Source organism: Niveispirillum sp. GW835-FHT14G11 (assembly GCF_058793615.1).
In genome coordinates, this window is record NZ_JBXAFZ010000003.1 from 82,873 (window position 1) to 109,236 (window position 26,364).

At 64.6% G+C, this 26,364-nt stretch carries 33 protein-coding genes; 10 read left to right on the forward strand and 23 right to left on the reverse strand.

Features of this window, described 5'->3' with window-relative positions; genetic code table 11:
- Positions 1 to 48: 48 nt before the first annotated feature.
- The 3 genes from AC1Q7F_RS06700 to AC1Q7F_RS06710 all read right to left on the reverse strand — a co-directional run bounded on the left by AC1Q7F_RS06700 (position 49) and on the right by AC1Q7F_RS06710 (position 2,421).
- Positions 49 to 1,023: a YheT family hydrolase gene (locus AC1Q7F_RS06700; protein WP_492505059.1), complete on the reverse strand. Its 975-nt coding sequence runs from the start codon at positions 1,021 to 1,023 to the stop codon at positions 49 to 51.
- A complete protein-coding gene (locus tag AC1Q7F_RS06705; protein ID WP_492505061.1) occupies positions 1,016 to 1,873 on the reverse strand; it encodes an alpha/beta fold hydrolase in 858 nt (285 codons plus the stop codon). Before AC1Q7F_RS06705 ends, AC1Q7F_RS06700 begins: the two co-directional genes overlap by 8 nt.
- Before the next feature lie 68 nt (positions 1,874 to 1,941).
- Positions 1,942 to 2,421, reverse strand: coding sequence for a flavin reductase family protein (locus AC1Q7F_RS06710; RefSeq protein WP_492505063.1), 480 nt, complete (start codon positions 2,419 to 2,421; stop codon positions 1,942 to 1,944).
- A gap of 137 nt (positions 2,422 to 2,558) precedes the next feature.
- Between AC1Q7F_RS06710 and AC1Q7F_RS06715 the strand changes: the two genes are divergently transcribed.
- On the forward strand, positions 2,559 to 3,743 hold the full coding sequence (locus AC1Q7F_RS06715; protein ID WP_492505065.1) for a flagellar motor protein MotB: 1,185 nt from the start codon (positions 2,559 to 2,561) through the stop codon (positions 3,741 to 3,743).
- 8 nt (positions 3,744 to 3,751) lie between these two features.
- On the opposite strand, the gene era is transcribed toward AC1Q7F_RS06715, so the two are convergent.
- The 9 genes from era to folK all read right to left on the reverse strand — a co-directional run bounded on the left by era (position 3,752) and on the right by folK (position 11,246).
- A complete protein-coding gene (gene era / locus AC1Q7F_RS06720) occupies positions 3,752 to 4,726 on the reverse strand; it encodes a GTPase Era (protein ID WP_492505067.1) in 975 nt (324 codons plus the stop codon).
- Entirely contained in the window at positions 4,723 to 5,403 is a 681-nt protein-coding gene (gene rnc / locus AC1Q7F_RS06725; RefSeq protein WP_492505069.1) for a ribonuclease III, read from the reverse strand. The genes era and rnc overlap by 4 nt, the downstream gene beginning before the upstream one ends.
- A complete protein-coding gene (lepB, locus tag AC1Q7F_RS06730) occupies positions 5,403 to 6,251 on the reverse strand; it encodes a signal peptidase I (protein WP_492505071.1) in 849 nt (282 codons plus the stop codon). The genes rnc and lepB overlap by 1 nt, the downstream gene beginning before the upstream one ends.
- A 4-nt stretch (positions 6,252 to 6,255) precedes the next feature.
- On the reverse strand, positions 6,256 to 6,666 hold the full coding sequence (acpS, locus tag AC1Q7F_RS06735; RefSeq protein WP_492505073.1) for a holo-ACP synthase: 411 nt from the start codon (positions 6,664 to 6,666) through the stop codon (positions 6,256 to 6,258).
- Positions 6,663 to 7,412, reverse strand: coding sequence for a pyridoxine 5'-phosphate synthase (locus AC1Q7F_RS06740; protein ID WP_492505075.1), 750 nt, complete (start codon positions 7,410 to 7,412; stop codon positions 6,663 to 6,665). The genes acpS and AC1Q7F_RS06740 overlap by 4 nt, the downstream gene beginning before the upstream one ends.
- Positions 7,412 to 7,960 carry a DUF2062 domain-containing protein gene (locus AC1Q7F_RS06745; protein ID WP_492505077.1) on the reverse strand — a complete coding sequence of 183 codons (549 nt, stop codon included), beginning with the start codon at positions 7,958 to 7,960 and terminating at the stop codon, positions 7,412 to 7,414. Before AC1Q7F_RS06745 ends, AC1Q7F_RS06740 begins: the two co-directional genes overlap by 1 nt.
- 28 nt (positions 7,961 to 7,988) lie before the next feature.
- Complete coding sequence (locus tag AC1Q7F_RS06750; RefSeq protein WP_492505702.1) at positions 7,989 to 10,181, reverse strand: RelA/SpoT family protein; 2,193 nt, start codon at positions 10,179 to 10,181, stop codon at positions 7,989 to 7,991.
- Positions 10,182 to 10,264: 83 nt separating this feature from the next.
- Positions 10,265 to 10,651: a DNA-directed RNA polymerase subunit omega gene (gene rpoZ, locus AC1Q7F_RS06755; RefSeq protein WP_492505079.1), complete on the reverse strand. Its 387-nt coding sequence runs from the start codon at positions 10,649 to 10,651 to the stop codon at positions 10,265 to 10,267.
- 85 nt (positions 10,652 to 10,736) lie between these two features.
- Complete coding sequence (gene folK / locus AC1Q7F_RS06760) at positions 10,737 to 11,246, reverse strand: 2-amino-4-hydroxy-6-hydroxymethyldihydropteridine diphosphokinase (protein WP_492505081.1); 510 nt, start codon at positions 11,244 to 11,246, stop codon at positions 10,737 to 10,739.
- 240 nt (positions 11,247 to 11,486) lie between these two features.
- Here folK and AC1Q7F_RS06765 point away from each other — a divergent pair, with 240 nt between their 5' ends.
- On the forward strand, positions 11,487 to 12,122 hold the full coding sequence (locus AC1Q7F_RS06765) for a LabA-like NYN domain-containing protein (RefSeq protein WP_492505083.1): 636 nt from the start codon (positions 11,487 to 11,489) through the stop codon (positions 12,120 to 12,122).
- 57 nt (positions 12,123 to 12,179) lie between these two features.
- Here the strand turns inward: AC1Q7F_RS06765 and AC1Q7F_RS06770 are convergent, their stop codons facing one another.
- The 5 genes from AC1Q7F_RS06770 to AC1Q7F_RS06790 form a co-directional block, all read right to left on the reverse strand.
- Positions 12,180 to 12,578, reverse strand: a complete 399-nt coding sequence (locus tag AC1Q7F_RS06770) for a VOC family protein (protein ID WP_492505085.1) — start codon at positions 12,576 to 12,578, stop codon at positions 12,180 to 12,182.
- 117 nt (positions 12,579 to 12,695) lie between these two features.
- Positions 12,696 to 12,896 carry a YdcH family protein gene (locus AC1Q7F_RS06775; RefSeq protein ID WP_094457733.1) on the reverse strand — a complete coding sequence of 67 codons (201 nt, stop codon included), beginning with the start codon at positions 12,894 to 12,896 and terminating at the stop codon, positions 12,696 to 12,698.
- A gap of 109 nt (positions 12,897 to 13,005) precedes the next feature.
- Positions 13,006 to 13,575, reverse strand: coding sequence for an FKBP-type peptidyl-prolyl cis-trans isomerase (locus AC1Q7F_RS06780; RefSeq protein ID WP_492505088.1), 570 nt, complete (start codon positions 13,573 to 13,575; stop codon positions 13,006 to 13,008).
- Positions 13,576 to 13,654: 79 nt separating this feature from the next.
- Positions 13,655 to 14,143 (reverse strand): FKBP-type peptidyl-prolyl cis-trans isomerase, encoded by a 489-nt coding sequence (locus AC1Q7F_RS06785; RefSeq protein ID WP_492505090.1) that lies wholly within the window; start codon positions 14,141 to 14,143, stop codon positions 13,655 to 13,657.
- Complete coding sequence (locus tag AC1Q7F_RS06790) at positions 14,140 to 14,781, reverse strand: LolA-like protein (protein ID WP_492505092.1); 642 nt, start codon at positions 14,779 to 14,781, stop codon at positions 14,140 to 14,142. Before AC1Q7F_RS06790 ends, AC1Q7F_RS06785 begins: the two co-directional genes overlap by 4 nt.
- 171 nt (positions 14,782 to 14,952) lie before the next feature.
- On the opposite strand from AC1Q7F_RS06790, the gene AC1Q7F_RS06795 reads away from it, so the two are divergent.
- From AC1Q7F_RS06795 to AC1Q7F_RS06805, 3 genes are all read left to right on the forward strand, one after another.
- Positions 14,953 to 16,623, forward strand: a complete 1,671-nt coding sequence (locus tag AC1Q7F_RS06795) for an NAD+ synthase (protein WP_492505094.1) — start codon at positions 14,953 to 14,955, stop codon at positions 16,621 to 16,623.
- Between the two features lie 204 nt (positions 16,624 to 16,827).
- A complete protein-coding gene (locus AC1Q7F_RS06800) occupies positions 16,828 to 17,211 on the forward strand; it encodes a chemotaxis response regulator CheY (RefSeq protein WP_281262358.1) in 384 nt (127 codons plus the stop codon).
- Positions 17,212 to 17,217: 6 nt separating this feature from the next.
- Entirely contained in the window at positions 17,218 to 18,117 is a 900-nt protein-coding gene (locus AC1Q7F_RS06805) for a protein phosphatase CheZ (RefSeq protein ID WP_492505096.1), read from the forward strand.
- On the opposite strand, the gene AC1Q7F_RS06810 is transcribed toward AC1Q7F_RS06805, so the two are convergent.
- Positions 18,114 to 18,806, reverse strand: coding sequence for a helix-turn-helix transcriptional regulator (locus tag AC1Q7F_RS06810; RefSeq protein WP_492505098.1), 693 nt, complete (start codon positions 18,804 to 18,806; stop codon positions 18,114 to 18,116). The genes AC1Q7F_RS06805 and AC1Q7F_RS06810 overlap by 4 nt on opposite strands.
- A gap of 94 nt (positions 18,807 to 18,900) precedes the next feature.
- Here AC1Q7F_RS06810 and AC1Q7F_RS06815 point away from each other — a divergent pair, with 94 nt between their 5' ends.
- Entirely contained in the window at positions 18,901 to 19,638 is a 738-nt protein-coding gene (locus tag AC1Q7F_RS06815; protein WP_492505100.1) for a glutathione S-transferase family protein, read from the forward strand.
- A 13-nt stretch (positions 19,639 to 19,651) separates the two neighbouring features.
- Here AC1Q7F_RS06815 and mltG read toward each other — a convergent pair whose 3' ends face one another.
- The 5 genes from mltG to fabD all read right to left on the reverse strand — a co-directional run bounded on the left by mltG (position 19,652) and on the right by fabD (position 24,225).
- A complete protein-coding gene (gene mltG, locus AC1Q7F_RS06820; protein WP_492505102.1) occupies positions 19,652 to 20,599 on the reverse strand; it encodes an endolytic transglycosylase MltG in 948 nt (315 codons plus the stop codon).
- 71 nt (positions 20,600 to 20,670) lie between these two features.
- Complete coding sequence (fabF, locus tag AC1Q7F_RS06825; protein WP_492505104.1) at positions 20,671 to 21,936, reverse strand: beta-ketoacyl-ACP synthase II; 1,266 nt, start codon at positions 21,934 to 21,936, stop codon at positions 20,671 to 20,673.
- A 140-nt stretch (positions 21,937 to 22,076) separates the two neighbouring features.
- Positions 22,077 to 22,313 (reverse strand): acyl carrier protein, encoded by a 237-nt coding sequence (locus AC1Q7F_RS06830; RefSeq protein WP_416571349.1) that lies wholly within the window; start codon positions 22,311 to 22,313, stop codon positions 22,077 to 22,079.
- Between the two features lie 205 nt (positions 22,314 to 22,518).
- Positions 22,519 to 23,259, reverse strand: a complete 741-nt coding sequence (fabG, locus tag AC1Q7F_RS06835) for a 3-oxoacyl-[acyl-carrier-protein] reductase (protein ID WP_492505107.1) — start codon at positions 23,257 to 23,259, stop codon at positions 22,519 to 22,521.
- A 30-nt stretch (positions 23,260 to 23,289) separates the two neighbouring features.
- Positions 23,290 to 24,225: an ACP S-malonyltransferase gene (gene fabD, locus AC1Q7F_RS06840; RefSeq protein WP_492505109.1), complete on the reverse strand. Its 936-nt coding sequence runs from the start codon at positions 24,223 to 24,225 to the stop codon at positions 23,290 to 23,292.
- A gap of 337 nt (positions 24,226 to 24,562) precedes the next feature.
- Between fabD and AC1Q7F_RS06845 the strand changes: the two genes are divergently transcribed.
- The 4 genes from AC1Q7F_RS06845 (at position 24,563) to rpsR (ending at position 26,360) form a co-directional block, all read left to right on the forward strand.
- Positions 24,563 to 24,994: a hypothetical protein gene (locus AC1Q7F_RS06845; RefSeq protein ID WP_492505111.1), complete on the forward strand. Its 432-nt coding sequence runs from the start codon at positions 24,563 to 24,565 to the stop codon at positions 24,992 to 24,994.
- 47 nt (positions 24,995 to 25,041) lie between these two features.
- A complete protein-coding gene (locus AC1Q7F_RS06850) occupies positions 25,042 to 25,350 on the forward strand; it encodes a hypothetical protein (RefSeq protein ID WP_492505113.1) in 309 nt (102 codons plus the stop codon).
- Between the two features lie 258 nt (positions 25,351 to 25,608).
- Positions 25,609 to 26,076 carry a 30S ribosomal protein S6 gene (rpsF, locus tag AC1Q7F_RS06855; RefSeq protein WP_492505115.1) on the forward strand — a complete coding sequence of 156 codons (468 nt, stop codon included), beginning with the start codon at positions 25,609 to 25,611 and terminating at the stop codon, positions 26,074 to 26,076.
- Positions 26,073 to 26,360 carry a 30S ribosomal protein S18 gene (gene rpsR / locus AC1Q7F_RS06860; protein ID WP_492505116.1) on the forward strand — a complete coding sequence of 96 codons (288 nt, stop codon included), beginning with the start codon at positions 26,073 to 26,075 and terminating at the stop codon, positions 26,358 to 26,360. Before rpsF ends, rpsR begins: the two co-directional genes overlap by 4 nt.
- Positions 26,361 to 26,364: the final 4 nt, after the last annotated feature.

Genomic DNA, 26,364 nt, shown 5'->3' on the forward strand with positions numbered 1-26,364 from the left:
CCTCCCCTGATCCGGCGGACAGGGTAGTCGCGTCAGATGACAATCCTGTTACAGACCCGCCAGGAACAGGTCCAGACAATGGTCGGACCAGATGCCACCGGCCCCATGAAACCCGACATGGCCTCCAGCCCGGCTGATGGCCGGATAAAGGAACGGGTTGGCGGACCAAGGGAAGTCGCGATAGGCCTCCGGCGGGATCCAGGGATCGTCCAGGGCATGGACGACCAGGGTGGGCACATCGATGCGCGGCAGGAAGGAGAGGGCCGAGTTGACGGCATAATATTCCGGCGCGTCGGCCCAGCCGTTCCAGGGGGCCACCACCTTGTCATCGAAATCCCACAGGTCGCGGGCCGACAGGGCCGCATCCGCCCAGCGGTCACCCACCAGGGCGCGGTTGACCTGCATGTCGGCCTTCATCTGGCCCAGCAGGCGGTTATGGTAAAGCCGGTTGGGACGCGCGCCGAACAACCGGCTGCTGGCCGCCAGATCGATGGGGGCGGAGATGGCGGCACCGGCCCGTACGGGCACCGGAAAATCCCCTTCACCCAGGAATTTCAGAGTGCAGTTGCCGCCCAGGGACCAGCCGACAAGGATGACGCCGTTGGCGGCGAGGTCCGGGGACAGCGAGGCCAGCACGGCCCGCACGTCGCCCGTGCGTCCGGCATGGTAGCGGCGTGAACAGAGCGGCGCCGACGGCCCTGCCCCGCGCAGGTTCAGGCGCAGGACCCCATGTCCGCGCCCCAGCAGCAGGCGCGTGGTGGCGCGGACATAGAAACTGTCCTCGCTGCCCGTCAAACCATGCAGCAATACAGCCAGAGGTTTTTCGGACTCCGGTGCATCATCGGGTAAGTTGAGACGACCCAGCAGCACGTCCCCACTGGCATCGGGCATGGCAAAGCGCATTTGCCGCCCCGGCGGCACCGGGTGGGCGGGCTTGGCCAGGGTATTGCGCACGGTCTGCAGATGCCGACCCCACCAGGGGAAGCGCGGCCGGAAGGGCGGGAATGCCGTTCCTTCAGCCATTGTCGGTCAGGAAGCCACGCACAACCGCGATCTGGTCCGCCGCCATCAAAGCCGGTGCATGGCCGGCATCGGGCACCAGATACAGGCTGGCGCGCGGCCCCTCCCGCGTCATCCGCTCCGCCGTCTCCGTCAGCAGCAGGTCGGACCGGGCACCGCGCACCACCAGCACCGGCTGGCGGATCATCGACCAGAGCGGCCAGAGATCCAGGTCGGTAATGGCGCTGGTGCGGAAGATGCGGGAGATGCCGGGATCGAAGGCCAGGCGATAGCTGCCATCGGGCTGCGCGTCACTGCTGGTCTCCGCCATGTGGCGCCATTGCGCGTCAGTCAGATTGCCAAACCCCTCGTACCGCTTGCGCAGATAGGTTTCCACGGCCGGCACATCGGCGAAGACCGGGTCCAGGCCGACATAATCGCCGATCCGTTCCAACGCACGCTGCGGGATGAAGGGGCCGACATCATTGATAACCAGACGACGGATGGGGCTGTTCGGCTGGGCCGCCAGCATCATGCCGATCAACCCGCCCATGGAGGTGCCGACCCAGTCCACCCGGTCCACATCCAGCCGGGCCAGCAGCACGGCCATGTCGGCCAGATATTGCGCATAGCTGTAATTGTCGGGATTGGCCAGCCGGCCCGACCGGCCCCGCCCCACCACATCCGGACAGATGATGCGGGCATTCAGACTGTCGGCCAGATCGGCGGCCAGCACGTCGAAATCGCGGCCGTTGCGCGTCAGCCCATGCACGCAGACGATGGCGCGCGGGCCCGACCCCCACTCGCGATAGGCAATGCGATGAAACCCGGTCGCCGACAGGCCCTGGCAGGATTTATCGACAAAACTGGACATGGGACAGGACACTCCGGCGTGATACGGTGTTTCTAATTACTGAAACATGAATCATGTTTCAACATCGTTCATGATGCGATGGCGGCGTAGGTGCCCCGGTAATAGAGCAGCGGCGCGCCGGGCCGGTTGGCAAAGCCCAGAACACGGCCGACCAGGATCGTATGATCCCCGCCCTCATGCAGGGCATGGCGCGTGCAATCCAGCACGGCCAGGGCATTCTGGATCAGGGGTGCCCCGCCCTGCCCCGGAACCGCTGGCACCCCTTCCCAGCGCACAGCCTGTGGAGCCCGGGCGAAGGTGGAGGACAAAGGCCGCTGGTCATCGGCCAGGATGGACAGCGCGAAGCCCGGCGCTTCCAGGAAGGTGCTCAGGCTTTCCGAACGGTTATCCAGGCAGAACAGCACCAGCGGCGGGTCCAACGACACGGATGTGAAGGAATTCACCGTCAGGCCCACGGGCAGCCCATCGGCTCCCATGGCGGATGCGATGCAGACCCCGGTGGCGAAGCAGCCCAGGGTGTCACGGAAGGCGCGCTGGTCGAAACTCATGCCGTGCAGGCTCCCCATCCTCTGTCATACTACGGGTTAACCCGGCTTGGGTCCGTCGCGCAAGCCGCAAGCCCCGTGACCGGGGCGCCGCCACTTGCTACACTGCCGTCCGATCATCATTACAATGGGACGGCATCGTGGCAGGCGGCGAAGAAAAAGCCCCCATCATCATCAAGAAGATCAACAAGAGCGCCGAGGGACACCATGGCGGCGCCTGGAAGGTGGCCTATGCCGACTTCGTGACCGCGATGATGGCCTTCTTCCTGTTGCTCTGGCTGTTGAACGTGACCACGGCCGAACAGAAGATGGGCATCGCCGATTATTTCAGCCCGGCCAGCGCGTCCAAACAGACCAGCGGTTCCGGTGGCATCCTGGGCGGCCAGACCATCCGCGTCGATGGCGCCATGGTCAATGCCAGCAGCCCGCCCGGCGTCACCGTCCCCACCCCCACCATGCCCGCCGCCGCCAATTCGCAGGAACAGACCGACGACAGCCAGGACAGCTCGTCCGGCAAGCCCACCGAAAAGGACGTGACCGGCAAGGGTGCAGGCGAGAAGGAAGGCGGCTGGACCCGCGGCGACGTGGTGAACGGCTTGGCCGTTCTGGAACGCGCCGGCGAGAAGGAAGCCGCCGACAAGAACAAGGATGGCGAGGTAGACGAGCAGGAGCTGAAGGAAGCGCTGGCCAAGCATGAGGACGCGCAATTCGCGCAGGCCGAGGCGGAATTGCGCCAGGCGATCCAGCAGATCCCCGAACTGCGCGACCTGGCCCAGAACCTGATCATCGACAAGACGCCGGAGGGCCTGCGCATCCAGCTGGTCGATCAGGAGGGCTATTCCATGTTCCCGTCGGGCAGCCCCAAAATGCTGCCGCAAACGGCGCAACTGATGTCGCAGGTGGCGCAGGCGGTCAGCAAGCTCCCCAACAAGCTGTCGGTCAGCGGCCATACGGACAGCATCCCCTTCGGGGCCAGCGCATCCTATACCAACTGGGAATTGTCCACCGACCGCGCCAACGCCACGCGCCGCGCGCTGGAGGCTACGGGCGTGCCCGACAGCCGGTTCGAAACGGTGGTCGGCCGCGCCGACCGCGACCATCTGTTCAAGGACGAGCCGAACTCACCCCGCAACCGCCGCATCTCCATCGTGCTGCTGCGCGAGAACCTGTTGAGCGGATCGGCAGCGGGCGGCGGCAGAGGCAATGGCGCCACCAACAGCGGCGCCGTGGCACCGCCGCCAGGTGCCGGCAGCTCAGGCCCGCCGGCCGCGGCACCACGCCCCGCCGTGCAGCCGGCCCCGGCCGTGGTGGGAACGCCGCGGTAAACGCGTGATCACGCGTTGTAATCCAGCCCCCAGGGTTCGTACTGGTCGCGCTCCTCGGCCCAGTTCTCGCGCAGCTTCACGAACAGCATCAGGTGGACGGAGCGGCCCAGGAATTCAGCCATCTCCACGCGGGCGGCCGTGCTGATCTGTTTGATGCGAGCCCCACCCTTGCCCAGGATGATGGCCTTCTGCGTATCGCGCTGGACATAGATGACCTGGCCGATACGGACGGAGCCGTTCTCGAACTCCTCCCAGCTCTCCGTCTCCACCGAGGTGGCATAGGGCACTTCCTGGTGAAGCTGAAGGAACAGCTTCTCACGCGTGATCTCCGCCGCCAGCAGGCGTTCGGGCATGTCGGAAAGCTGGTCGGGTGGATAGAGCCAGGGGCCTTCCGGTACCGCGGCCGCAAAGAATTTCAGCAGCCCCTCCAGGCCGTCGCTCTTCAGGGCGGAGACCATGAAGGTGTCGGTGAAAATCCCGAACTCGGCGAATTCAGTGGCCAGTTCCAACAGACGCTCGCGCTTGATCAGGTCGATCTTATTGAGGACCAGTACCGCCTTGCGCCCGGCTTCCTTCAGCTTATCGACGATGCCGCGCGTGTCGTCGTCGATGCGGCGCTGGCTGGCATCGAACAGCACGGCCACCTGATCGGCATCCGTCGCCCCCTGCCAGGCGGCGGCGACCATGGCGCGTTCAAGCCGCTTCTTGGGCGTGAAGATGCCGGGCGTGTCGACATAGAGGAGCTGGCTGTCATCGACCATGCCGATGCCCAGCACACGGCTCCGCGTGGTCTGGACCTTGGGACTGACGATGGAGACCTTGGTACCGACAAGCGCGTTCAGCAGCGTGGACTTGCCCGCATTGGGCGCCCCCACCAGCGCCACGAAGCCGCAGCGCGGATGGGTGGGGGCCGGGCGGGCGGCATCGCCGCCGGCATCCTGGCCGGAAAGAAAACGGGAAACGATATCGTCGCTGTCGGTCATGTATTCCGGATCCGGGAAAGCAGGGCTTCGGCGGCAGTCTTTTCCGCCGCGCGCTTGGAAGGGCCGGTTGCCACCGACGGCTCATGCCCCTCAACGGTCACACTGACCTGGAACAGGGGGGCATGGTCCGGCCCGGTGCGGCCGATATCCGTATAAAGCGGCAGTTTCTGTCCGCGCGCCAGCGCCCATTCCTGGAGGCCGGTCTTCGGGTCCTGCGGGGGTGCCGCCTTGGCCCCCTCCAGCGCTGCATCCCAATGCCGGCGGATGAAGCCCTTTGCCGCGCCCAATCCACCATCCAGATAGAGCGCGCCGATCACCGCCTCGCACGCATCGGCCAGGATGGCGGGCTTCACCTCGCCCGCCTGTTCGCCCGGCGCCAGCCGCAGATAGGCGCCCAGCCCGATGCGGCCGGCCACGACCACCAGGGCTTCGGCACGCACCAGGGCCGTCAGGCGACGGGCCAAGGCTCCTTCCTGTTCCTTGGGGAACCGTTCCAGCAGCCATTCGGCCACCACCAGCCCCAGCACGCGGTCACCTAAGAATTCCAGCCGTTCATAGCCCTTGCCCACAGCCTTGCGGCTGACCCCGCCCACCGACGGATGGGTCAGCGCCTCATTCAAGCGGGCAGTATCCTTGAAGCGATGGCCCAGAATCTCCTGCAACGCATCCAGTTCCATCACTCGACCCTTTCCCAGAACCGTTCGGTGCGGATGGACCGGCCCCAGCGCCAGAAGCGCCACAGGCTTTCCCCCTCCTTCACCGACAGGAAGATATAGGTGGCGCGGCCGACCAGATTCTCTACGGGGATGAAACCCACCACCTCCGGCACGCGGCTGTCCTGCGAATTGTCGCGGCTGTCGCCCATACCGAAGACATGGCCGGGCGGCACCGTGAAGACCGGTGTATCATCTAGCAGGCCCTGATCACCCGACATCTCGATCACCGGATGGGTGCGGCCACCGGGCAAGGTCTCGATATATTGCGGGGCGGTGAAAGCGCCGCCGAACCCTTCATACAGCACGAAGTCCGGGGCACGGACCCGCGCCGCCATCTCCCCGTTCACATAAAGCGCACCACCGATCATCTGCAGCCGGTCACAGGGCAGGCCCACGATGCGCTTGATGTAATCGACGCCGGTATCCTTTGGCAGCTTGAACACCGCCACGTCGCCACGTTCGGGCAGGCTGCCGAACAGGCGGCCGGGTACCGCCTTGCAATCCTTGGTGACGGGCGGTGCGGCATCCCCGAAGCGCAGGAACCCGGGCAGCGAATAGCGGCTATAGCCATAGGCGGCTTTGTTCACGAACAGATAGTCACCGACCAGCAGGGTGGGCACCATCGACCCGCTGGGGATGTTGAACGCCTCGAATGTCAGGGTGCGCACGCCGATGACGATGGCGATGGTGGCCAGGACGATACGCAGCGTCTCTCCCCAACCGCCGCCAACGTGGTGAGGACGCGTCTCCACCAGGGGCGGCAGGCTCTCTTGCTCCAGGACGGGCGGGCGGCGCTGCGGCTGTTCCATGGGATCACACCGGCGCCTGGGCGGAGATGACGACGAAGGCCTGGGCATAGGGCAGTTCATCGGTCATCGACAGGTCGATGCGCGGCGCCATGCCGACGGGCACAAGAGCGTTCAGCCGGTCCAAAGCCCCGCCGGTCAGGCGCAGCACGGGCTTGGCCTTGCCATCGGACAGCACCTCGATATCCTTGAAATGCACGCCGGCGGCATAGCCGGTGCCCAGCGCCTTGGTCGCCGCCTCCTTGGCGGCGAAACGCTTGGCATAGGTGGCGGCACGCACGGTGGCGCTGCCCGACGCATCGGCGCGGGCCCGTTCGGCATCCGTGAAGACCCGGGCGGCAAAACGGTCGCCGAACCGGTCCAGGCTGGCCTGGATGCGGCGGATATCGACCAGGTCGCTGCCGATGCCCAGGATCATGCGGACCCCGACCGGCGGCCGGCATCCATGCGCGCGCGCATTTCTGCGATGGTAGCGGGCAGGCCGATGAAGATCGCCTCTCCCATCATGAAATGCCCGATATTCAGTTCCATAACCGACTGGATGGCAGCCACCGGGCCGACATTGGCGAAGGTCAGACCGTGGCCGGCATGGCATTCCAGACCAATCTTTTCGGCATGAGCGGCGGCGGTGACCAGGCGGGCCAGTTCGGCATCACGCACCGGGCCGGGGGCCGCGTCGGCATAGGCACCCGTGTGCAGTTCCACGACGGGGGCGCCCAGGGCGCGGGCGGCATCCAGTTGGTCGACGTCAGCGCCGATGAAGATGGAGACACGGATGCCGGCATCGGTCAGCTTGGCGACGTAAGGCGCCAAATGTGCACGGTTGCCAATGACATCCAACCCGCCCTCGGTCGTCCGCTCCTCCCGCTTCTCGGGCACCAGACAGACGGCGTGGGGACGGTGGCGCAGGGCGATGGCCAGCATCTCCTCCGTCGCCGCCATCTCCAGATTCAGGGGCTTATGCAGCTCCGCCATCAGCCGGTCGATATCCTCATCCCGGATATGGCGGCGATCCTCACGCAGATGGGCGGTGATGCCATCGGCACCAGCGGCCACAGCCAGCAGCGCGGCGCGGACAGGACAGGGATTGTCGCCGCCCCGTGCATTGCGCACGGTGGCCACATGGTCGATGTTCACGCCCAGACGCAATGGCTTGGCACCCATCACACTTCCTTCCCCCGCAACAGGATGACGGCCCGCCGCCGTTCCCGCCGCTTCTCCTGATAGAACTGGATCACAGGCTTGGCAACCGCATAGGCGATGACCCCGGCCCCCAATCCCAGCACGGCACCGCCCGCCAGCATGGGCAGAAACACCTGCCAGGGATGATCGATCAGGAAGGCCAGCGTCAGGCGCGCCTGATCATCATGCCCCGGCGCCATGCCCAGAAGCGTGCAGCCTAGCCGGTAGCTGGAATACCAGATTGCCGGGAAGGTCCAGGGGTTGGCTGTGACGGTGCCCACCATCGCACCCATGATGCTGGCCCGGGTGGCCCAGGCCAGGACAAAGGCGATAGGGAAATGCAGGCCCAGCAGCGGCGTCATGGCCACGGCCACACCCCAGGCAATGCCCAATGCGATGGAATGGGGCGATCCCTGGATGCGGGCGACCCGATAGGCGACATAACGCCCGGACCGCACCAGCCCCATGGAAGGCCAGAGCAGCCGGGCGAGACGCCGGGCCGGGGTCAACGGTACTCGCCGCCTGAACATGATGTGTCAGTTCCTTATGCGGCCCGTGTCAGCGTCCGCGTTCAACCGAATGGATCACCGGCGTGGCCCGCAGCGCCGCCATGATGTTGGTCAGATGCTTGACGTCCTTCACGTCCACATCGATCAACATCTCGAAATAGTCATTGGTGCGATTGGTGATCTTCAGATTGGTGATGTTGCCGGCATTCTTGCCAATGACCGTGGACAAGGTACCCAATGCCCCCGTCTCGTTCGCCACGACCACCGACAGACGCCCCACCAGATCGTTCGGCGCGTCGGCATCCGGGTCCCAGGAGACGTCGATCCAGCGTTCCGGACTATCATGGAAGCTTTCCAGCGTCTCACAGTCGATCGTGTGGATCGTCACACCCTTGCCCGTGGTGACGATGCCGACGATGCGGTCGCCCACGATCGGGTGGCAGCAGCGGGCATAATGCACCGCCATGCCGGGGATCAGGCCGCGGATGGCCAGGGGGGCCGTGCCCTTGCCCTTGACCACCGGCTTGGGCTTGCTGCCCAGCGCCACCACCTTTTCGTCGGCCACGACGGGATTGACGTTGCGGTGGCCGGGAAAGATGGAATTGAAGACATCGCGCACGCCGGTCGTACCGGCGCCGACGGCGGCCAGCAGATCATCCACGCTGGGCTGCTGATAGATCTTCAGCACGCCTTCGAAGGCCTTTTCGGAGTATTCGTAGCCTTCCTGCTTGAACACCCGCTCCATCAGGCCGCGTCCGAGCTTGATATGCTCGCCCCGTTGCTGGGTGCGGATGAAGCGGCGGATGCGCGCGCGCGCCTTGCCGGTGATGACGAAATTTTCCCAGTCCGGCGAGGGCGAGGAATTCTTCGAGGTCAGCACCTCCACCTGATCGCCATTCTGCAAATGGCTGCGCAGCGGCTGCATGCGGCCATTGATCTTGGCGCCCACACAGGTGTCGCCCACCTGGCTGTGGACGGCGTAGGCGAAATCCACCGGCGTGGCGCCGCGCGGCAGGGCGATCAGGTCGCCCTTGGGCGTGAAGCAGAACACCTGGTCCTGGAACAGCTCCAGCTTGGTGTGCTCCAGGAACTCTTCCGGCCGTGTCGCATGCTCAAGGATGTCCAGCAACTCGCGGAGCCAGCGATACTGGCGGCCTTCGGTCTTGGGCTGTTCGACCGGTGCGCCCTGTTTATAGGACCAGTGGGCGGCCACCCCCATGTCGGCCACATCATGCATGTTGCGGGTGCGAATCTGCACCTCGATGCGCTGCTTCTCCGGCCCGATCACGGTCGTGTGGATCGACTGATAGCCGTTGGGCTTCGGTGTGGAGATGTAATCCTTGAACCGGCCCGGCACGACGGGATAGCGGGCATGGATGATGCCCAGCGCCTGATAGCACTCCCCCAGCGTGTCGACGACGATGCGGAAGGCCATCACGTCTGAAAGCTGTTCGAACGCCACGTTCTTGGCGTGCATCTTGCGCCAGATCGAATAGGGCGACTTCAGGCGCCCATAGATCTCCGCATTGGCGACAGCTGATTCGTTGTTGAAGCGGACGGTCTTGTCCAGTTCCTCGATGATGCGGTCCACGCGGGCCTTGCCGGTGGATTGCAGATCATCCAGGCGAATCCTGATACTTTCATAGGCTTCGGGATTGAGTTCCCTGAACGCCATGTCCTCCAGCTGGTCCTTCCAGCGCTGGATACCGATGCGCTCGGCCAGGGGGACATAAATCTCCAGCGTCTCGCGCGCTATGCGGCGGCGCTTCTCGGGCTTCAGATACTCGATCGTGCCCATATTGTGCAGGCGGTCGGCCAGCTTGACCAGAAGGACGCGGATATCCTCCGACATGGCCAGCACCAGCTTGCGGAAATTCTCCGCCTGCTTGGTGCTTTCGCTCTGCTCGCCGATATTCTGCAGCTCGATGCGCGACAGCTTGGTGACGCCATCAACCAGACGCGCCACCTCCGGGCCGAACAGGCGCTGGATCTCATCCAGCGTCGTCAGCGTATCCTCGACCGTGTCATGCAGCAGGGCCGTGATGATGCTGTTGGCGTCGAGCTTCAGCTCGGTCAGCAGCCAGGCGACCCAGATCGGATGGACGTAATAAGGATCGCCACTGGCCCGCGTCTGCGAGCCGTGGGCCTTCATGGTGAAGACATAGGCGCGGTTGAGCGCGTCCTCGTCGGCGTTGGGGTCATACCCCATCACGCGCTCAACCAGTTCGTACTGGCGGATGATCTTGGTCTGGCGGCTCATGCTAAACCGCCGTTCCGGGTCTTATCGCGCCAACACGGGCATTCCATCTTCCCGATTCCGTCGGCTTAGAGATCCTCGTCGGCCAGATCGGCCGCGCCGACATCACCCTCGGTGAAGTCCATATCGCCGCCCAGCTCATCCTCGGCCTCGGCACGCGCCGCATCGGCGCCCCAGGCGGTCTCGCCGGCCATCAGCTCGACGATCTCTTCTTCGGGCTCGTCCTGCTCGGGCACGCGCTGATGGCCCTTGATCAAGCTGTTCTTCAGATGCTCCAGAACCACGGTCTCATCGGCGATCTCGCGCAACGCCACAACGGGGTTCTTGTCATTGTCCCGGTCAATCGACAGGGGCGAGCCCGACGCGATGTCGCGGGCGCGCTGGGCGGCCATCATCACCAGTTCGAACCGGTTCGGGATCTTCAGGACGCAATCTTCAACGGTAACGCGGGCCATATCCAGATACTCTCCAGCGACGGATAAGCCTTGATTTATAGAAGCCCCAAACGGCCATTGCAAGGATGCCCGCCCTTCGCCAGCGTCATTCCAGCCCCGACACGAACCCCGACAGGGGTCGGATAGCCTGTTCTGCGGGCAGGGCCGCAATCAGCGCGTCCACCCCCTCCCCCGTTCGCGGATGGCGCCAACCCGGCGCGACATCGCGCAGAGGTAGAAGGACGAAGGCCCGCTCCGTCATGCGCGGATGCGGCAGGATGGGCGGACCGGCGGCAACCACACCATCGTAATCGATCAGATCCAGGTCAAGCACCCGCGCCTCGTTCCGTTCCCGCCGAACGCGGCCGAACTCCCGCTCCACCTCATGCAGACGACCCAGCAATTCCGGCGCGCTCAGGCTGGTCGCGACGGCTGCTACCGCGTTCACGAACCAGGGCTGATCAGAGGCGGGAACGGGGGCCGTTTCGTAGAAGCGGGAGGTGGCGGCGATGCGGATTCCCATGGAGTCGAGCCGAGCCAGCGCGCGGACGCAGATTTCGGCGGGCGTTCCCAGGCCGGGAACAGAAAGATTGGAACCGACAGCGATCAAAATCACGAATGTTTTCCTGGAAATCGCAAGCGGGAGCGCCTATCTCCAAGGGGGATGCGTCACGGCGCTTGCTGCCAACCATGCGATGGCATACCGTGCCGGAAATCATTCGTCACCTGCCGCTTGTTCCTGGCACCAATGCCCGGCACATGTTCCTGCGGCACCCGATCCCTCCGTCCCGGCGGGGTGATCGGTGGTGGAATAATACGGGAAAAGCATTTTACACATCTTCTTTAGAGGAAAGAAATGGCGAGAAAGATATTCTACCAGCAGGAACGGCTGGCGATGTTCGTCGATGGCGCCAACCTTTATGCGGCTGCCCGATCCCTCGGTTTCGACATCGATTACAAGCGTCTTCTGGAGCTTTTTGCCGCGGAAGGCCGCCTGATTCGCGCCTTCTATTATACGGCACTGGTTGAGGATCAGGAATATTCGCCGATCCGTCCGCTGGTCGACTGGCTGGACTATAACGGTTACACCATGGTCACCAAACCGACCAAGGAGTTCACCGACGCGTCCGGCCGACGCAAGATCAAAGGCAATATGGACATCGAACTCGCCATCGACGTGATGGAGATGGCGGAGAATGTCGACCATATCCTGCTGTTTTCCGGCGATGGCGACTTCCGCCGGCTGGTGGAAGCCGTGCAGCGCAAGGGCGTGCGCGTCACGGTGATCAGCACTGTGCGCTCCACCCCGCCGATGGTGGCGGACGAGTTGCGCCGCCAGGCCGATAATTTCCTGGAACTGCAGGATCTGGCGCCCAGCATCCAGCGCAGCCATTCCAATCGCTATCAGCAGTCCCCGCTGACGCATGAACATGCCGGCAGCGACGACCATCCGGTGCAGCCCGACGCTCACCATCCCGATCAGATGGATTGAGCTTTTCCGGCCCCCGACGACGCCGCGCGCAGAAGACCTGCGCGCGGCGTTTTTGTTTCAAGGCTGCGGCGCCAGTTGGATCAGGCTGATGGCAGCACCCGTGGGGTCCTTGATCACTGTCATACGGCCGACATCGGGCACGTCGAAGGGCGGCACGCAGATCTCCCCACCCAATTCGGCGACCTTGACGACGCTGGCATCGACATCGGCGACGCTGATGTAATTCATCCAATGGGGCGGAATACCGTCCCACATGGGGCCTTCCATCTTCATCATGCCGGCAATTTCAAGCCCGCCCTGAGAGCAGAGCGTGTAGGTACCCATCTCACCCATATCCTTCCGGGTGAAGGTCCAGCCCAGCAGCGCGCCGAAGAAGGCTTCCGCCCTGGCGGGATCGGATGTGTTCAGTTCGTGCCAGACGAAACTGCCGGATGGAGGAACCGGTTGACCGGACATTGACGCTCTCCCTGTTGGCTGGCCCGAATTGGGCGGCAGGGAGAGTGTGTCAAAGAGGCAGGAACCTGTCCCATGAATTGATGGTGACGCAAGCCGGCATTGCCATGCCCCGGCGCATCAGGCGATGATGTCGGGCACCAGCTGGCTTTCCAGCCGGGCGATCATGTCCTTCAGCAGAAGCTTGCGCTTTTTCAGACGCTGTATTTGCAGCTGGTCGACAGGGAACTGCTCCGTCAGCCGCTGGATGACGTCGTCCATGTCGCGATGCTCCGTTTTTAGAGCCGCAAGCTTCTCTCTCAACACGAGCTGGTCGGTCATCGGGTTCCGCGTCGCACACCTTGTCCCAGGCGATCCAACGCCTGGGCGCATCCATACCACAAATCGCACGCCCCGTGGGGCACGCAATTTTCGTAAACGTGGGTTGGGGTTACCGGACGGTACCCGGCTTGGCCAGCAGGTTGGTGGTGTCCGGTTTGCGGATGCCCAGCAACTCCACCGTGAACAGCAGCGTGGCGTTGGGCGGGATGCCGCCATCGGGCTGGCCGCGCAGGCCGTAACCCAGATTGCCGGGAATGGCCAGCTCCCACTGCTCGCCCACACGCATCATGACCAGCGCCTCCTGCCAGCCACGCACGACCTTGCCAAGGGGGAACGTAGCGGGACGGCCGCGACCATAGGAACTGTCGAATTCCTTGCCGTCGATCAGGATGCCCCGGTAATGCACAGTAACATCATCCGACAGCAAAGGCCGGGGGGCGTTGCCGGCCACGCGGCGTGTGACACGGTATTGCAGGCCCGACGGTGTCACCTGCCAGCCCGGCTTCTTCTGATTCTCCACCAGATACTGCATCTGCGGGTCAAGGCGTGGCATGGACAGCACGTCATTGACATTGGCTGGGGGCTGCTGCGCCGGCTGGACCTGCTGGGCATTGGCGGGGCTTGCCAGCGCCAGAACCAATGCTGCCAGGGGAACGACGGTCTGGTGGCGGCCGATCATGTCAACGCTCCGCAACGATGCTTGAAATTCGAGACAGCGGGTTAGCATGGATTGGCCCACGGGTCACGTGGGTTGCTGCTTAATGGCCGCTGCTGAGTTTAGGTTTCACGAAGGACAGCAGTTCGATGGTGAAGAACAGGTTGGCATTGGGTGGCACCTTGCCGCTGGCCGACCCCGTGGCGCCATAGCCGGAGCCAGCGGGCACGGCGAGTTCCCACACGTCGCCCGGCCGCATCAACGGCAGGACCTGCTTCCAGCCTGGGATCACACGGGTCAGCATCAGCTGTGCCGGCTTGTCCGCGTCGCGCGTATCCTCGAACACTTTCCCGTTTTCCAGCCGCCCCTGGTAATGCAGGGTCGCATTCACGTTGAGGGCAGGCTGCGGCCCTGTGGCGGGCCCGGATTTCACGATCCGGTAGCGGGTGGGGCCGGTGGGTACGGTGCGCCATTCAGGACCCAACAGGCTCAGAAAGGCTTGTTCAGCCGGCGTCAGCGTTTGGGCGCGGGCGACGGAGGCGGGCAGCAGGGCGGCCAGTCCCAACCCCACCATCAGGTCACGGCGTCTCATTTCACCGGCTTCTCCTTGTCGGCCTGAAAGGCGGGCGGGATACGACCCTCCAGCGGGTCCAGCGTCATGATCGACAGGCCGGCAGGCGCCTCGAACAAGGCCGGGTCCTGGGGGCTGCGGCGTATGTCGGAAAGGATCATGGCGACATTGGCAGCCCCCGCCCCACCCATGCGTCCCTCCATCTTCACATAGATGCCGTCCTTGGTGGCCCAGACGCGACCATCGAAGCCCCCGCCATCGGGGGTTATGTCCTGCACGCGATAACGGGTGACGGCTTCTCCACCGATCCGCTCCGTCCCCTCCGCCGTACCGGAGAGCAGCGACAGGGTGGTGGCCACCAGACCCACCTCCGGATCGGTCAAGGCCAGCTTCATGCCGACCTTGCTTTCCGGCTGGATCACCAGCGCTTCCTGCCGGTCGGGACGGATGATCAGCAGATTGTTCAGGCCATCCACCCGGCTTTCCCGGCGTTCCAGCCCCTTGTCATGGAAGATGCGGGCCGATAGCACGGCACCTTCCACGGTCAGGTTCTGGCCGGCGGTGAATGCGGCGGCGGGGGCCGGCAGCTTCTCGGCCCAGGCCGGCAATGCCGCCATCAGCGACAGCCCCAGCATCAGGGTGGGGAAGGTTCGGACCATGGCGGGCTCCCGGTGCAGTTGCCGGCACGTTAAGGGGACGGAACCCGGCCTGCAAGACGCCTGAAGCAGAGCGGCCATGCCGTACCCCGCTTGACCCCTTATACTCAACAAGAGCAAAAGAAGGGACGGACGGGAAAGATCCAGGTACCCGCGCCGGCAGGACAAGGCACCATGACAGATCACTTGACCATCGCGCTGGCGCAGATCAACCCCACCGTGGGGGCGCTGGACCATAACGCCGCCCTGATCCGCACCGCCCGGCAACAGGCGGCGGCCGAGGGTGCCGACCTTGTGGTTTATCCGGAACTGTCAGTCTGCGGCTATCCGCCCGAAGATCTGGTGCTGAAGCCCTTCTTCCTGGACAAGGTGGAGGATACGGTCAAGGCGCTGGCGGCCGAGACGGCCGATGGCGGCCCGGCCATGCTGGTGGGTGCCCCCTGGCGCGTGGATGGCCGGCGCCATAATGCCGCCCTGCTGCTGGATGGCGGTGCCATTGCCGTCATCCGTCTGAAATACGACCTGCCCAATTACGGCCCGTTCGATGAAAAGCGGGTATTCGTGCCCGGCCCCCTGCCCGGCCCCGTCAATTTCCGCGGTGTTCGCCTGGGGGTTTTGGTCTGCGAGGATATGTGGACCGCGGACGTCGCGGAAACCCTGGCCGAGACCGGGGCGGAAATCCTGGTGGTGCCCAATGGCAGCCCGTTCGAAATCGACAAGACCGACCGCCGCCTGGAACTGGCCGTGGCGCGGGTGGTGGAGACGGGGCTGCCGCTGATCTATCTGAACCAGGTGGGCGGGCAGGATGAACTGGTGTTCGACGGTGCGTCCTTTGCGCTGAACGCCGACCGGTCGCTGGTGGCACAGTTGCCGGCCTTCGACAGCCGGCTGGCCATCACGCGCTGGACGCGCGGCGCCAACGGCTGGACGGGATCATCAGCGGAGAAGGTGGCCCCGCCCGACGCGCTGGGCGCCATCTATGGCGCCATGGTCCTGGGCCTGCGTGACTATGTGGCCAAGAACCGGTTTCCGGGCGTCATCCTGGGCATGTCCGGCGGTATCGATTCGGCCATCTCCGCCGCAGTGGCGGTCGATGCGCTGGGGCCGGACAAGGTACATTGCGTGATGATGCCCAGCCCCTATACCAGCCAGGACAGCCTGGACGACGCCGCCGAATGTTCCGCCCTGCTGGGCTGCCGCATCGACACCATCTCCATCGGCCCCGCCATGGAGGCATTTGCCGGCATGCTGGCCCCCGCCTTCGCGGGCAAAGCGCCCGATATCACCGAAGAGAACCTGCAAAGCCGCTCGCGCGGGGTCACGCTGATGGCGCTGTCCAACAAGTTCGGCAGCATGGTCCTGTCAACGGGCAACAAGTCGGAAATGTCGGTCGGCTATGCCACCCTCTATGGTGACATGTGCGGGGGCTATTCCGTGTTGAAGGATGTCTACAAAACGACCGTCTATAAGCTGACACACTGGCGCAACCAGAATCGCCCTAACGGCGCGCTGGGCCCCGCCGGCCGGGTGATTCCCGATCGGATCATCACAAAGGCTCCGACGGCGGAACTGAAACCCGATCAGAAGGACCAGGATACGCTGCCCGACTATGCGGAGCTGGACGACATTCTAGAATGCCTGGTGGAGCGCGACCTTTCATTGCACGATATCGTGGCCCGCGGACATGATGCGGCAACGGTCAACCGCGTCTGGCGCATGCTGGATCGGGCGGAATATAAACGCCGACAAGCGCCGCCGGGCGTGAAGATCACGTCCCGCAGCTTCGGACGCGACCGCCGCTATCCCATCACGAGCGGGCTTCTGTCACTGGTCCGCGGTTCATAAGCATAGATTGCCTGGGCTCATGGCTTGACAAGCCAGGGGCCGCCTACCAAAGTGCGGCCGTGTGACCCGGAGTGGGGTGAACTTGATTGGCTTGCAAGGCCGGATCGGGTACCCTGGATGGGTAATGGGCGGTCAGGATTGATCGCTCTAGTGAATATTTGGTTTAATTCCCTTGGTGCAACACGTTCAGGTGGGGGTTCCGCAGTGTCCTTGAACATTCAGGTGCTGGTTGTCGACGATTACGCGACGATGCGGCGTATCATCAGGAACCTGCTCACCCAGATCGGGTTCACGAAGATCGATGAAGCTGCCGATGGGGCCGAAGCGCTTTCCAAGCTGCGCTCAGCTGCCTTCGGCCTGGTGATTTCCGACTGGAATATGGAGCCGATGACCGGCCTGCAGCTTCTGAAGGAAGTGCGCGCCGACGTTCGTCTGAAGGCCACGCCGTTCATCATGGTGACCGCCGAATCGAAGACGGAAAACGTCATCGCGGCCAAGGAAGCCGGTGTGAACAACTACATCGTCAAGCCGTTCAACGCCGATACGCTGAAAAAGAAGATCGAGAGCGTTCTCGGCGCGTTGGGCTGATCCGCCGTGTCTGAACCGATCTTCGATCTGTCCGATCAGGATTATGACGAGATCGAGGACGCGTTGATGTCCAGTCCACGCGGTCGCGCGTTTTTGCGCGCCCGCGACCGGCGAAACCGGGTGGTGGCGGTGGACGATGTCCGTCGCCTGATGCGGGAGCATCGCGAACATCCGGATGTCGATCCGAAGGCCCATATCAAGGTTCTGCGGCGCGAGCTGCAGGACCTTTCTTCGCATATCTCCGAAACGCGGCGCGAAATCGCCGCGCTGAAGCCTGACGACCCGTCCGCCGACCGCATCATGCGTGCGACGGAGGAGTTGGATGCCATCCTGCAATCGACCGAGCATGCGACCACCGAGATCCTGAACGGGTCGGAGCGCATCCAGTCGGTCGCCGACAAGCTCCGCAAGGATCGCCCCGACCTCGCCCAGATGCTGGATAACGAGGTGACGGAGATCATGACGGCCTGTTCCTTCCAGGACATCACAGGCCAGCGCATGACCAAGGTGGTGAACACGCTGCGCTATATCGAGCGCCGCGTGCACGCCATGATCCAGATCTGGGGCCTGGAGAACCTGGACGAGGCGGAGATGCAGGCCGCCCTTGTCAACGAGCCCAAGGACACGCGCCCCGACGCGAACCTGATGAATGGCCCCCCGCTGAAGGGCGCGATCAACCAGGACGCGGTGGACATGCTGCTGTCCGGTGCTGCGGCCGTTCGCGCGGCCGGCGCCGATGCCGATCCGCTGGCCCCGCAGCCCGTGGCCGCTGTCCCGGTTTCACCGCCGCCCCCTCCCCCACCACCGGCAGCACCCAAGCTGGCCGCGAAGGTCGAGGATGATGATGAAGGCGGCAATACCGGTGCGGCCATGTCACAATCGGCTGTGGACGACCTTTTCCCCTAGCAATCATCGTTCCGACGCAGTGACCTGCGCCAGCGTGTCCGCAAGCTGGCGGGCCGCTCCGGATAGCGCTCGCCTGTGAAGTCGGCCCTGACCACACGGTCCGTGCGGAAATGGCGGAAATCGCCCCGCATCTCGCACCAGGCGGCGACCATGCGGACATTGTCGAAATAGGCGACCAGCACAGGCCAGACGACGCGCTCCGTCTCCCGCCCCTGTTCATCGCGATAGAGCAGCCGAAGCCGGTGCCCGGCATGGATGGCGGCGCGCAAGGCCACCATGTCGATACTGTCCACCATGACGCTTGGACGCGGCGGGGCAACGCCAGCCGGCCGCTGCACCATCGGGCGCAAATCTTCGGGCACCGACGCCTCGATCTTGGCCATCAGGTCCGCAGCAGCTCGTGCTAGCACGGGATCGCCCTGGTGTGACACCCATTGTGCGCCCAGCATCGCCACCTCGATCTCGTCGGGCGTCAGCATCAAAGGCGGCATATCGAATCCGCCCTCCAGCATATAGCCGATCCCGGCCTCCCCCCGGATGGGCACGCGCTGGCCGATCAGGGTGGCGATATCGCGATAGATGGTGCGCTTGGAAGTCTCCAGCTCACCGGCTATGGAGTCGGCCGTCACCGGTTGGCGTGTCCGGCGCAGGATCTGGATGATCTGGAACAGCCTGTCCGCCCGCCGCATCGCACCCTCGTTCGCTTTGCTGCTGACAGTAGGGTGGCAGCAGGGTTGCTGTAAACCGTTCCCATCACCCGATAACGCGATGATGGAGCCCGACATGATCAAGCTGCACGCTTTCGGCCCGGCCTTCGGCCTGCCCGACCCCAGCCCCTATATCACCAAGACCGAGGTGCAATTGCGCATGGCCGGACTGGAGTACGAGAAGGTGAAGGGTGACCTGGAGAAGACGCCCAAGCACAAGCTGCCGATCATCGAGGATGGCGCCCAAGTGGTCGCCGACAGCACCTTCATCCGCGCCCATATCGAGCGCACGCGCGGCATCGACCTGGATGAAGGGCTGAGCGTGCGGGAGCGGGCGGAGGCATGGGCCATCGAGCGCATGTTGGAGGACCATCTCTGCTGGGCCATGGTGCATGAACGCTGGATGGATGATTGCAACTTCCAGCGCGGGCCCGTCTTGTTCTTCCAGGATGTGCCCGCACATCTGCGCGATGGGATCATCACCGATGTGCGCGCCCGGGTGGCCGCCAACATGCATGCCCACGGTATCGGCCGGCACAGTACGGTGGAGCGGCTGGAGCTGGCAAACCGGTCGCTGTCGGCATTGGCGGTGCTACTGGGCGACAAGCCGTTCCTGATGGGCGACCGGCCCACGGGCATCGATGCCTTCACCTTCGCCCTGCTGGCCGGGCTTATGTCGCCTCTGTTCGAAACGCCGCTACGCCAGGCAGCGGAGGCCCACGGTGCCTTCGGCCCCTATGTCCGGCGCATGGCCGCGCGGTTCTATCCCGAACATGCCTGGTGGTGGCAGGGCATTGCTGTAGCGGCAGCGTGAGGGCCACACGCCCTCATTCCCCGTCCCGCACCCGCCGCCATTTCACGACATTGCGGTTATGCTCTTCCAGCGTTTCCGCAAACGCATGACCACCTGTGCCGTCGGCTACAAAATAGATAAAGCGGTGGACTTCCGGCCTCAGCACAGCCTGCAAGGACAGCAGGCCGGGATTGGCGATGGGGCCGGGTGGCAGGCCCGCGACGACATAGGTGTTGTATGGGCTGTCCAGCTTCCAGTCGGCCCGGGTCAGATCGCGATCGATCTGACCCCGCCCCTGGGACAGGGCATAGATGATGGTGGGATCGGATTGCAGGCGCATGCCGATCCGCAGCCGGTTCATGAACACGCCGGCCACGCGGGGGCGCTCGGCGGCCACGCCGGTTTCCTTCTCCACGATCGACGCCAGGATGATGGCCTCAAGCGGGGATTTCAGCGGCAGGTCGGGATCACGCTCCGCCCATAGCCGCTCCAGCACCTTGCCCATGTCCGCCGACATGCGGGACAGCAGGTCGGCGCGGGTATCGTCGCGCAGGAACTGATAGGTTTCCGGCAGCAGGGTGCCGTCAGGGGGGATGGACGCCACTTCCCCCGCCAGCCTGGCTTCCGCGCGCAGCCGTTCCACGATCTGCCAGCTGGTCAGGCCCTCGGGCACTGTGACACGGTGGACGATGACCTTGCCGCTGATGATCAGGTCCAGCGCGTCTTTCACGCTGATCCCGGCGGGGAACAGATATTCACCGGCCTTCAGCTTTGCTCCGTCGCCGCGCAGACGGGACGCGGCCAGCACGGCCACCGGATGCCGCACCACCCCGCCGTCGGCCAGCTTCTGGGCGATGCCCTGCACGCCGGCGCCGCGCGGGATGACGATGGCGGTGTCCGTGGCAAGCGGGCCGGGGCCCGTATAGATCCCCCAGCCGAACCAGGCGCTGCCGACACCCAGCAGGGCCAGGACAAAAAACAACGCCGCCGTCGGCAGGAGCCAACGGCGGCGCGGTTTCGTCTGATTGTGCGTCGCGCCGTTCACGCCGGATATCAGGACAGGGCCTTGAACACCAGCGAGGCGTTGGTTCCGCCGAAGCCGAAGCTGTTCGACAGGGCCGCGCGTACCCGGCGCTCCTTCGCCACCTTCGGCACCAGATCGGCACCCTCGGTTCCCTCATCCGGATTGTCCAGGTTCAAGGTCGGGGGGACGATCTGGTCCCGGATGGACAGGACCGAGTAAATGGCCTCAACCGCACCGGCGGCACCCAGCAGGTGGCCAATGGCCGACTTGGTCGACGACATCGAGGCACCGGCCAGATCATTGCCGAACAGCCGCTTCACGGCCCCCAGCTCGATCAGGTCGCCCACGGGCGTGGAGGTGCCGTGCGCGTTGATGTAATCCACATCGCCCGGATTGAAGCCGGCACGCTTCAGCGCCATGCGCATGGACCGGAAACCGCCATTGCCATCCGGCGACGGGGAGGTGATATGGTAGGCGTCGCCCGATAGGCCATAGCCCACGACTTCGGCATAGATCCTGGCGCCGCGCGCCTTGGCATGCTCCAACTCTTCAAGGACGACGACGCCCGCGCCCTCGCCCATGACAAAACCGTCGCGGTCCCTGTCGTAAGGGCGGCTGCCCTTCTCCGGCGTGTCGTTAAACGCGGTGGACAGCGTACGGGCGGCAGCAAAGCCGGCCATGCCCAGGCGGCTGACCGCCCCCTCTGTGCCACCGGCCACCATCACATCGGCATCATCCAGCGCGATCATGCGCGCGGCGTCGCCAATGGAATGGGCGCCCGTGGAACAGGCCGTGACCACGGCATGGTTTGGGCCCTTGAAACCATGGTTGATAGAAATGTGGCCCGACGCCAGATTGATCAGGCTGGACGGGATGAAGAAGGGGGAAACACGACGCGGACCCTTTTCGGCCAGGATCACCGACGTGTCATAGATGCCGGGAAGGCCACCAATGCCCGAGCCGACCGAAACGCCCGTGCGTTCGAATTCCTCGTCGTTGGACGGCTTCCAGCCGCTGTCCTTGATGGCTTCATCCGCCGCCGCGATGGCGAACATGATGAAGTCATCCATCTTCTTCTGTTCCTTCGGCGGAATGAAGAGGTCAAGGTTCAATGTGCCGTCGCTGCCGTCACCGCGCGGCACCTGGCCCGCGATACGACAGGGGAGATCGGAAACCTCGAAGCCCTGGATGGTGCGAAGGCCCGACTGACCCTTGATCAGCCGATCCCAGTTGGTTTGCACCCCGACCCCGAGCGGAGTCACGAGACCCATACCGGTGATGACGACGCGGCGCATGTATCCGAACCTGCAGAAGTGAAAACGGAAGACGGGCGGCGGCCAATGCCGGGCCCGGACAGAACATGGTGACGCCCAGGCGGGATTGCCAGGATCGGGGCCGGCATCAAGCCGGCCCCTGCCTCATCCCACCTTGGAAATCAGCCCTGCTTGGAGCTGATGAAGCTGATGGCGTCAGCCACGGTCAGGATCTTCTCGGCGGCGTCATCGGGGATTTCGATGCCGAATTCCTCTTCGAACGCCATGACCAGCTCGACGGTGTCCAGGCTGTCGGCGCCCAGATCGTCGATGAAGCTGGCGGTGTCGGTGACCTTGGCCTCGTCCACGCCCAGGTGCTCGACGACGATCTTCTTCACGCGTTCAGCAACATCGCTCATTTATTTGACCTTTCAGAATTTCCGGTGGGACCGGCCGGAGCCGGTTGTTGAGGGTCACCGCGGGGAACGAACAAGCGCATTCCTTGCCCGGCCCGCGACGCCGGTCAGGAAAGTGCCGTCACTTAACATGAACGGCGGCCCCTGACCAGCATTCGCAGCAGAAGGATAGGGCTGGCCCGCATGCGCCGGCCCACCACACCCTTCCTCAAATCATGGCCATGCCGCCATTCACATGCAGCGTCTGGCCCGTGACATAGGCTGCCTCGACCGACGCCAGATACAGCACGGCGGCGGCGATGTCATCGGGCGTACCCAGGCGGCCGGCGGGGATACGGCTGTTCATCGCCTCCTTCTGGGCATCGGTCAGCACGTCGGTCATGGCGGTGGCGATCATGCCGGGCGCCACGGTATTCACCGTGATGCCGCGCGTCGCCACTTCCTGGGCCAGCGCCTTGGACATGCCGATCATGCCCGCCTTGCTGGCGGCATAGTTCACCTGGCCGGGATTGCCGGTGACGCCGACAACCGACGTGATGCCGATGATGCGGCCCCAGCGGCGCTTCATCATACCCTTCACGGCGGCGCGCGCCAGCCGGAAGCCGGCCGTCAGGTTGACATTGATGACACTGTCCCAGTCATCATCCTTCATGCGCAGGATCAGACCGTCGCGCGTCAGTCCGGCATTGTTGACCAGGATATCGACAGCGCCACCCAGGGCGGCTTCCGCCTTCTTGTACAGATCCTCCACCTGGGCGGGATCGGACAGGTTGGCGGGAACAACGACCGCGCCCTCGCCCAGCTCGGCGGCCAGCGCTTCCAGCGCTTCCACCTTGGTGCCATGCAGGGCGACCTTGGCACCCTTGGCATGCAGGGTGCGGGCGATGGCGGCGCCAATGCCGCCCGATGCACCCGTGATCAGGGCCGTCTTGCCGCTCAGGTCGAACATGAAAATCTCCTTCAGGGAAGATGAGGCCGTTCAGCCCAGGGTGAAGGCGTCGATATCGGCAGGCAGGCCGATGGAACTGGCCAGCAGTTCCTTGTCGATGCGCTTCGCCAGGCCCGCCAGCACCTTGCCGGCCCCCAGTTCCACCAGCTCCGTCACGCCCTGTCCCTTCATGAACAGCACGCTTTCGCGCCAACGGACGGCACCGGTGACCTGTTCCACCAGCAGGCGACGGATGATCTCCGGATCGGTCACGGCCGACGCGGTGACATTGGCGACCAGCGGAGCGGCGGGCGACAGGATCGTCGTGCCGGCCAGCGCCTCTGCCATGGCATCGGCGGCCGGCTGCATCAGCGGGCAATGGAAGGGCGCGGACACGGGCAGCAGCATGGCGCGCTTGAACCCGCGCTCGGCGGCGATCTTGATGGCGCGCTCCACCGCCTCCCGATGGCCCGACACCACAACCTGGCCGGGGGCATTGTCGTTGGCGGCCGTGCAGACCTGGCCCTGGGCAGCCTCAGCGGCGATCTCGCGCGCTGCGTCCAGGTCGGCACCCAGGATCGCGGCCATGGCGCCCACGCCCACGGGCACGGCCTTCTGCATCGACTGGCCGCGCAGCTTCAGCAGGCGCGCCGTATCGGACAAGGCAATGGCACCCGCCGCGCACAAGGCGGAATATTCGCCCAGGCTGTGCCCAGCCACGAAAGCGGCCCCGGAGAGGTCCAGACCCTTTTCGGCCTGCAACACGCGCGTCACAGCAACCGATACGGCCATCAGGGCCGGTTGGGCATTCTCGGTCAGGGTCAGCTCGTCGCCGGGCCCCTCGAACATCAGGGAGGAGAGCTTCTGGCCCAGCGCCTCGTCCACCTCGGCAAAGGTCTCACGTGCGATAGCGAACCGCTCGGCCAATTCGCGGCCCATGCCGACAGCCTGGCTGCCCTGGCCGGGAAAGACGAAAGCGCGGGTCATGGATAAGTCCTGCAATAAATCCGATGCGGCCTTGATACAGCGGCGAATGGCCCTGTCAAGCCATCCGGTCCCGCAAAACAGGCTCATGACCTTATAACGATTACGGAAGGTGGGGCTAAGTAGATGGAAATACTGGCAGCAGCGCGCGCTGCCTCCCATCGGCTGGCCGGCGCGCGCGCAAGGGACGGATGCGCATGTGACGGCTCTTAACCGAACTGTAACGCATAACATCGAATCTACCGCTGCCTTTCGCTGCCCTTTGCGAGGGTCGATCATCCAGCCTATACTGTCCGTCAACCACAAGCCGGGATGCACCATGGCAGACCCGCGGCCCCAAATGCCGAAGACCGATGCCCACCGCGCGGTGGCAATCCTGCTCTCGACCTGGATTCTGTCCTGCCCGTCTCCGGCGCCTGCCCAGGAAGCGGCGGACAGTTTCGGCGATAGCGCCCTGCCTTCGGTGACATTGGCCGTTCCCGTGATGCCGACCATCATCAACGACAAGGGAACATTGGTGCCGCCCATGCGGCACTGGCTGTCGTTCATATCGCTGAAAGCAGCCATCCACCTGAAGGTCCAGGCCGCCAATTTTGATCGGCGCAGCGCGGATATGGGCCGCCACGCCGATTATTGCGTGCTGGGCTATGCACGCCTGCCGGCGCGCGAGGCCAATGCCCGCTGGCTGGCAGAGGTGCGGCGCGACCGCATAGTCTTCGTGGCCCGCCCCGACCCGACGATCCGTTCAAGGGCGGGCTGGAGACCTTTCTGAGGGAAGCCGGTGGCAATATCGCAGTTCCCAGCGGTGTCTATCGTGAGGTGTTGGCGCAGCACGGCGTCGCCTATCAGGCGATCGATGATCAGCGTTCGCTGGCACGAATGGTCCAGGCAGGGCGCATCCGTTTCGGTATGCTGGTGGCCGGCACGCTCAATGCCCCGGAGGTCCAGGCCATGCGCCTGCGCATCGTGGCGGAATTGCCACTCGTGCAGTTCTGGTTCGCTTGTTCGCCACGCATGCCCGACAGCATCGCCCTGCCCCTTGCAGATGCTTTACGGACGGAGGAGGCGGAGAGCCTGCGCCGCCTGGCCATGGGCGAAGCGCCGCGCCCGGCAACCCCCGTCAACTGACGGGCTGCGGCGCGCTGGGCGGACGCAGTGTCCGGCAACCCGCGGCCACCAAGTACCCACGGCCCATGCGGCAGGCTCGGCCCGCCCATGCCGGACCGGACCGCCACGCCCCCTTGCGCCGCGCCCGCCATTCTGTATAGTGCGCGCCTTCCGAAACCCCGCCGGTGCTTTGCCAAGGCGCCGGCTAGGACCGTGCGGCTGAACCTGGACCTGGGTCCAGGCCACAGCGGCGGACCATCAATAGCCATGGGGAGTTTTATGGCACTCTATGAAACCATCCTGATTTTCCGTCAGGACATCTCCTCGACTCAGGTTGAAAGCCTGACCGAGACCTTCAGCACGATCCTGAAGGACAATGGCGGCACCGTCGTCAAGACCGAACAGTGGGGTCTGAAGACCCTGACCTACCGGATCAATAAGAACCGCAAGGGTCATTACGTCTATCTCGGCTTGGATGCGCCCGCCGCCGCCGTCACCGAAATGGAACGCAACCTGTCGATCAACGAAGACGTGCTGCGCGTCATGACCGTCAAGGTCGAGAAGATCGACGAAGGCCAGACCGCCATGCTCGCCAACAAGGGCGAGCGCGCGGAGCGTGGCCCCCGCGGTGGCTTCGGCGACCGTGGCCCCCGTCGTGAATTCGGCGATCGTGGTCCGCGCGAGGGCGGCTTCAGCCGTGGCCCGCGTCGTGACGCCGCCGTGGAAGGTGAAGGAGACCGCGCATGACCACCGAACGTCCCCAGGGCGGTGCTCCCGCCGGTGGCGCCCCCCGCTCCGGCGGCGGTGGCCGTCGTCCGTTCTTCCGTCGCCGGAAGACCTGCCCGTTCTCCGGCCCGAACGCGCCGGCGATCGATTACAAGGATATCAAGCTGCTGTCCCGGTTCATCTCCGAGCGTGGCAAGATCGTCCCGTCCCGTATCACCGCCGTGTCGGCGAAGAAGCAGCGTGAGCTGGCCCGTGCAATCAAGCGCGCCCGCTTCCTGGCTCTTCTGCCGTACATCGTCAAGTAAGCCA

Coding starts and splice junctions, on each gene's coding strand:
- AC1Q7F_RS06700 (WP_492505059.1), bottom strand. CDS start 1,023: ATGGCTGAAGGAACGGCATTCCCGCCCTTCCGGCCGCGCTTCCCCTGG.
- AC1Q7F_RS06705 (WP_492505061.1), bottom strand. CDS start 1,873: ATGTCCAGTTTTGTCGATAAATCCTGCCAGGGCCTGTCGGCGACCGGG.
- AC1Q7F_RS06710 (WP_492505063.1), bottom strand. CDS start 2,421: ATGAGTTTCGACCAGCGCGCCTTCCGTGACACCCTGGGCTGCTTCGCC.
- era (WP_492505067.1), bottom strand. CDS start 4,726: ATGACCGACAGCGACGATATCGTTTCCCGTTTTCTTTCCGGCCAGGAT.
- rnc (WP_492505069.1), bottom strand. CDS start 5,403: ATGGAACTGGATGCGTTGCAGGAGATTCTGGGCCATCGCTTCAAGGAT.
- lepB (WP_492505071.1), bottom strand. CDS start 6,251: ATGGAACAGCCGCAGCGCCGCCCGCCCGTCCTGGAGCAAGAGAGCCTG.
- acpS (WP_492505073.1), bottom strand. CDS start 6,666: ATGATCCTGGGCATCGGCAGCGACCTGGTCGATATCCGCCGCATCCAG.
- AC1Q7F_RS06740 (WP_492505075.1), bottom strand. CDS start 7,412: ATGGGTGCCAAGCCATTGCGTCTGGGCGTGAACATCGACCATGTGGCC.
- AC1Q7F_RS06745 (WP_492505077.1), bottom strand. CDS start 7,960: ATGTTCAGGCGGCGAGTACCGTTGACCCCGGCCCGGCGTCTCGCCCGG.
- rpoZ (WP_492505079.1), bottom strand. CDS start 10,651: ATGGCCCGCGTTACCGTTGAAGATTGCGTCCTGAAGATCCCGAACCGG.
- AC1Q7F_RS06765 (WP_492505083.1), top strand. CDS start 11,487: ATGGCGAGAAAGATATTCTACCAGCAGGAACGGCTGGCGATGTTCGTC.
- AC1Q7F_RS06770 (WP_492505085.1), bottom strand. CDS start 12,578: ATGTCCGGTCAACCGGTTCCTCCATCCGGCAGTTTCGTCTGGCACGAA.
- AC1Q7F_RS06775 (WP_094457733.1), bottom strand. CDS start 12,896: ATGACCGACCAGCTCGTGTTGAGAGAGAAGCTTGCGGCTCTAAAAACG.
- AC1Q7F_RS06780 (WP_492505088.1), bottom strand. CDS start 13,575: ATGATCGGCCGCCACCAGACCGTCGTTCCCCTGGCAGCATTGGTTCTG.
- AC1Q7F_RS06785 (WP_492505090.1), bottom strand. CDS start 14,143: ATGAGACGCCGTGACCTGATGGTGGGGTTGGGACTGGCCGCCCTGCTG.
- AC1Q7F_RS06790 (WP_492505092.1), bottom strand. CDS start 14,781: ATGGTCCGAACCTTCCCCACCCTGATGCTGGGGCTGTCGCTGATGGCG.
- AC1Q7F_RS06795 (WP_492505094.1), top strand. CDS start 14,953: ATGACAGATCACTTGACCATCGCGCTGGCGCAGATCAACCCCACCGTG.
- AC1Q7F_RS06810 (WP_492505098.1), bottom strand. CDS start 18,806: ATGCGGCGGGCGGACAGGCTGTTCCAGATCATCCAGATCCTGCGCCGG.
- AC1Q7F_RS06815 (WP_492505100.1), top strand. CDS start 18,901: ATGATCAAGCTGCACGCTTTCGGCCCGGCCTTCGGCCTGCCCGACCCC.
- fabF (WP_492505104.1), bottom strand. CDS start 21,936: ATGCGCCGCGTCGTCATCACCGGTATGGGTCTCGTGACTCCGCTCGGG.
- AC1Q7F_RS06830 (WP_416571349.1), bottom strand. CDS start 22,313: ATGAGCGATGTTGCTGAACGCGTGAAGAAGATCGTCGTCGAGCACCTG.
- fabG (WP_492505107.1), bottom strand. CDS start 23,259: ATGTTCGACCTGAGCGGCAAGACGGCCCTGATCACGGGTGCATCGGGC.
- fabD (WP_492505109.1), bottom strand. CDS start 24,225: ATGACCCGCGCTTTCGTCTTTCCCGGCCAGGGCAGCCAGGCTGTCGGC.
- AC1Q7F_RS06845 (WP_492505111.1), top strand. CDS start 24,563: ATGCCGAAGACCGATGCCCACCGCGCGGTGGCAATCCTGCTCTCGACC.
- rpsF (WP_492505115.1), top strand. CDS start 25,609: ATGGCACTCTATGAAACCATCCTGATTTTCCGTCAGGACATCTCCTCG.
- rpsR (WP_492505116.1), top strand. CDS start 26,073: ATGACCACCGAACGTCCCCAGGGCGGTGCTCCCGCCGGTGGCGCCCCC.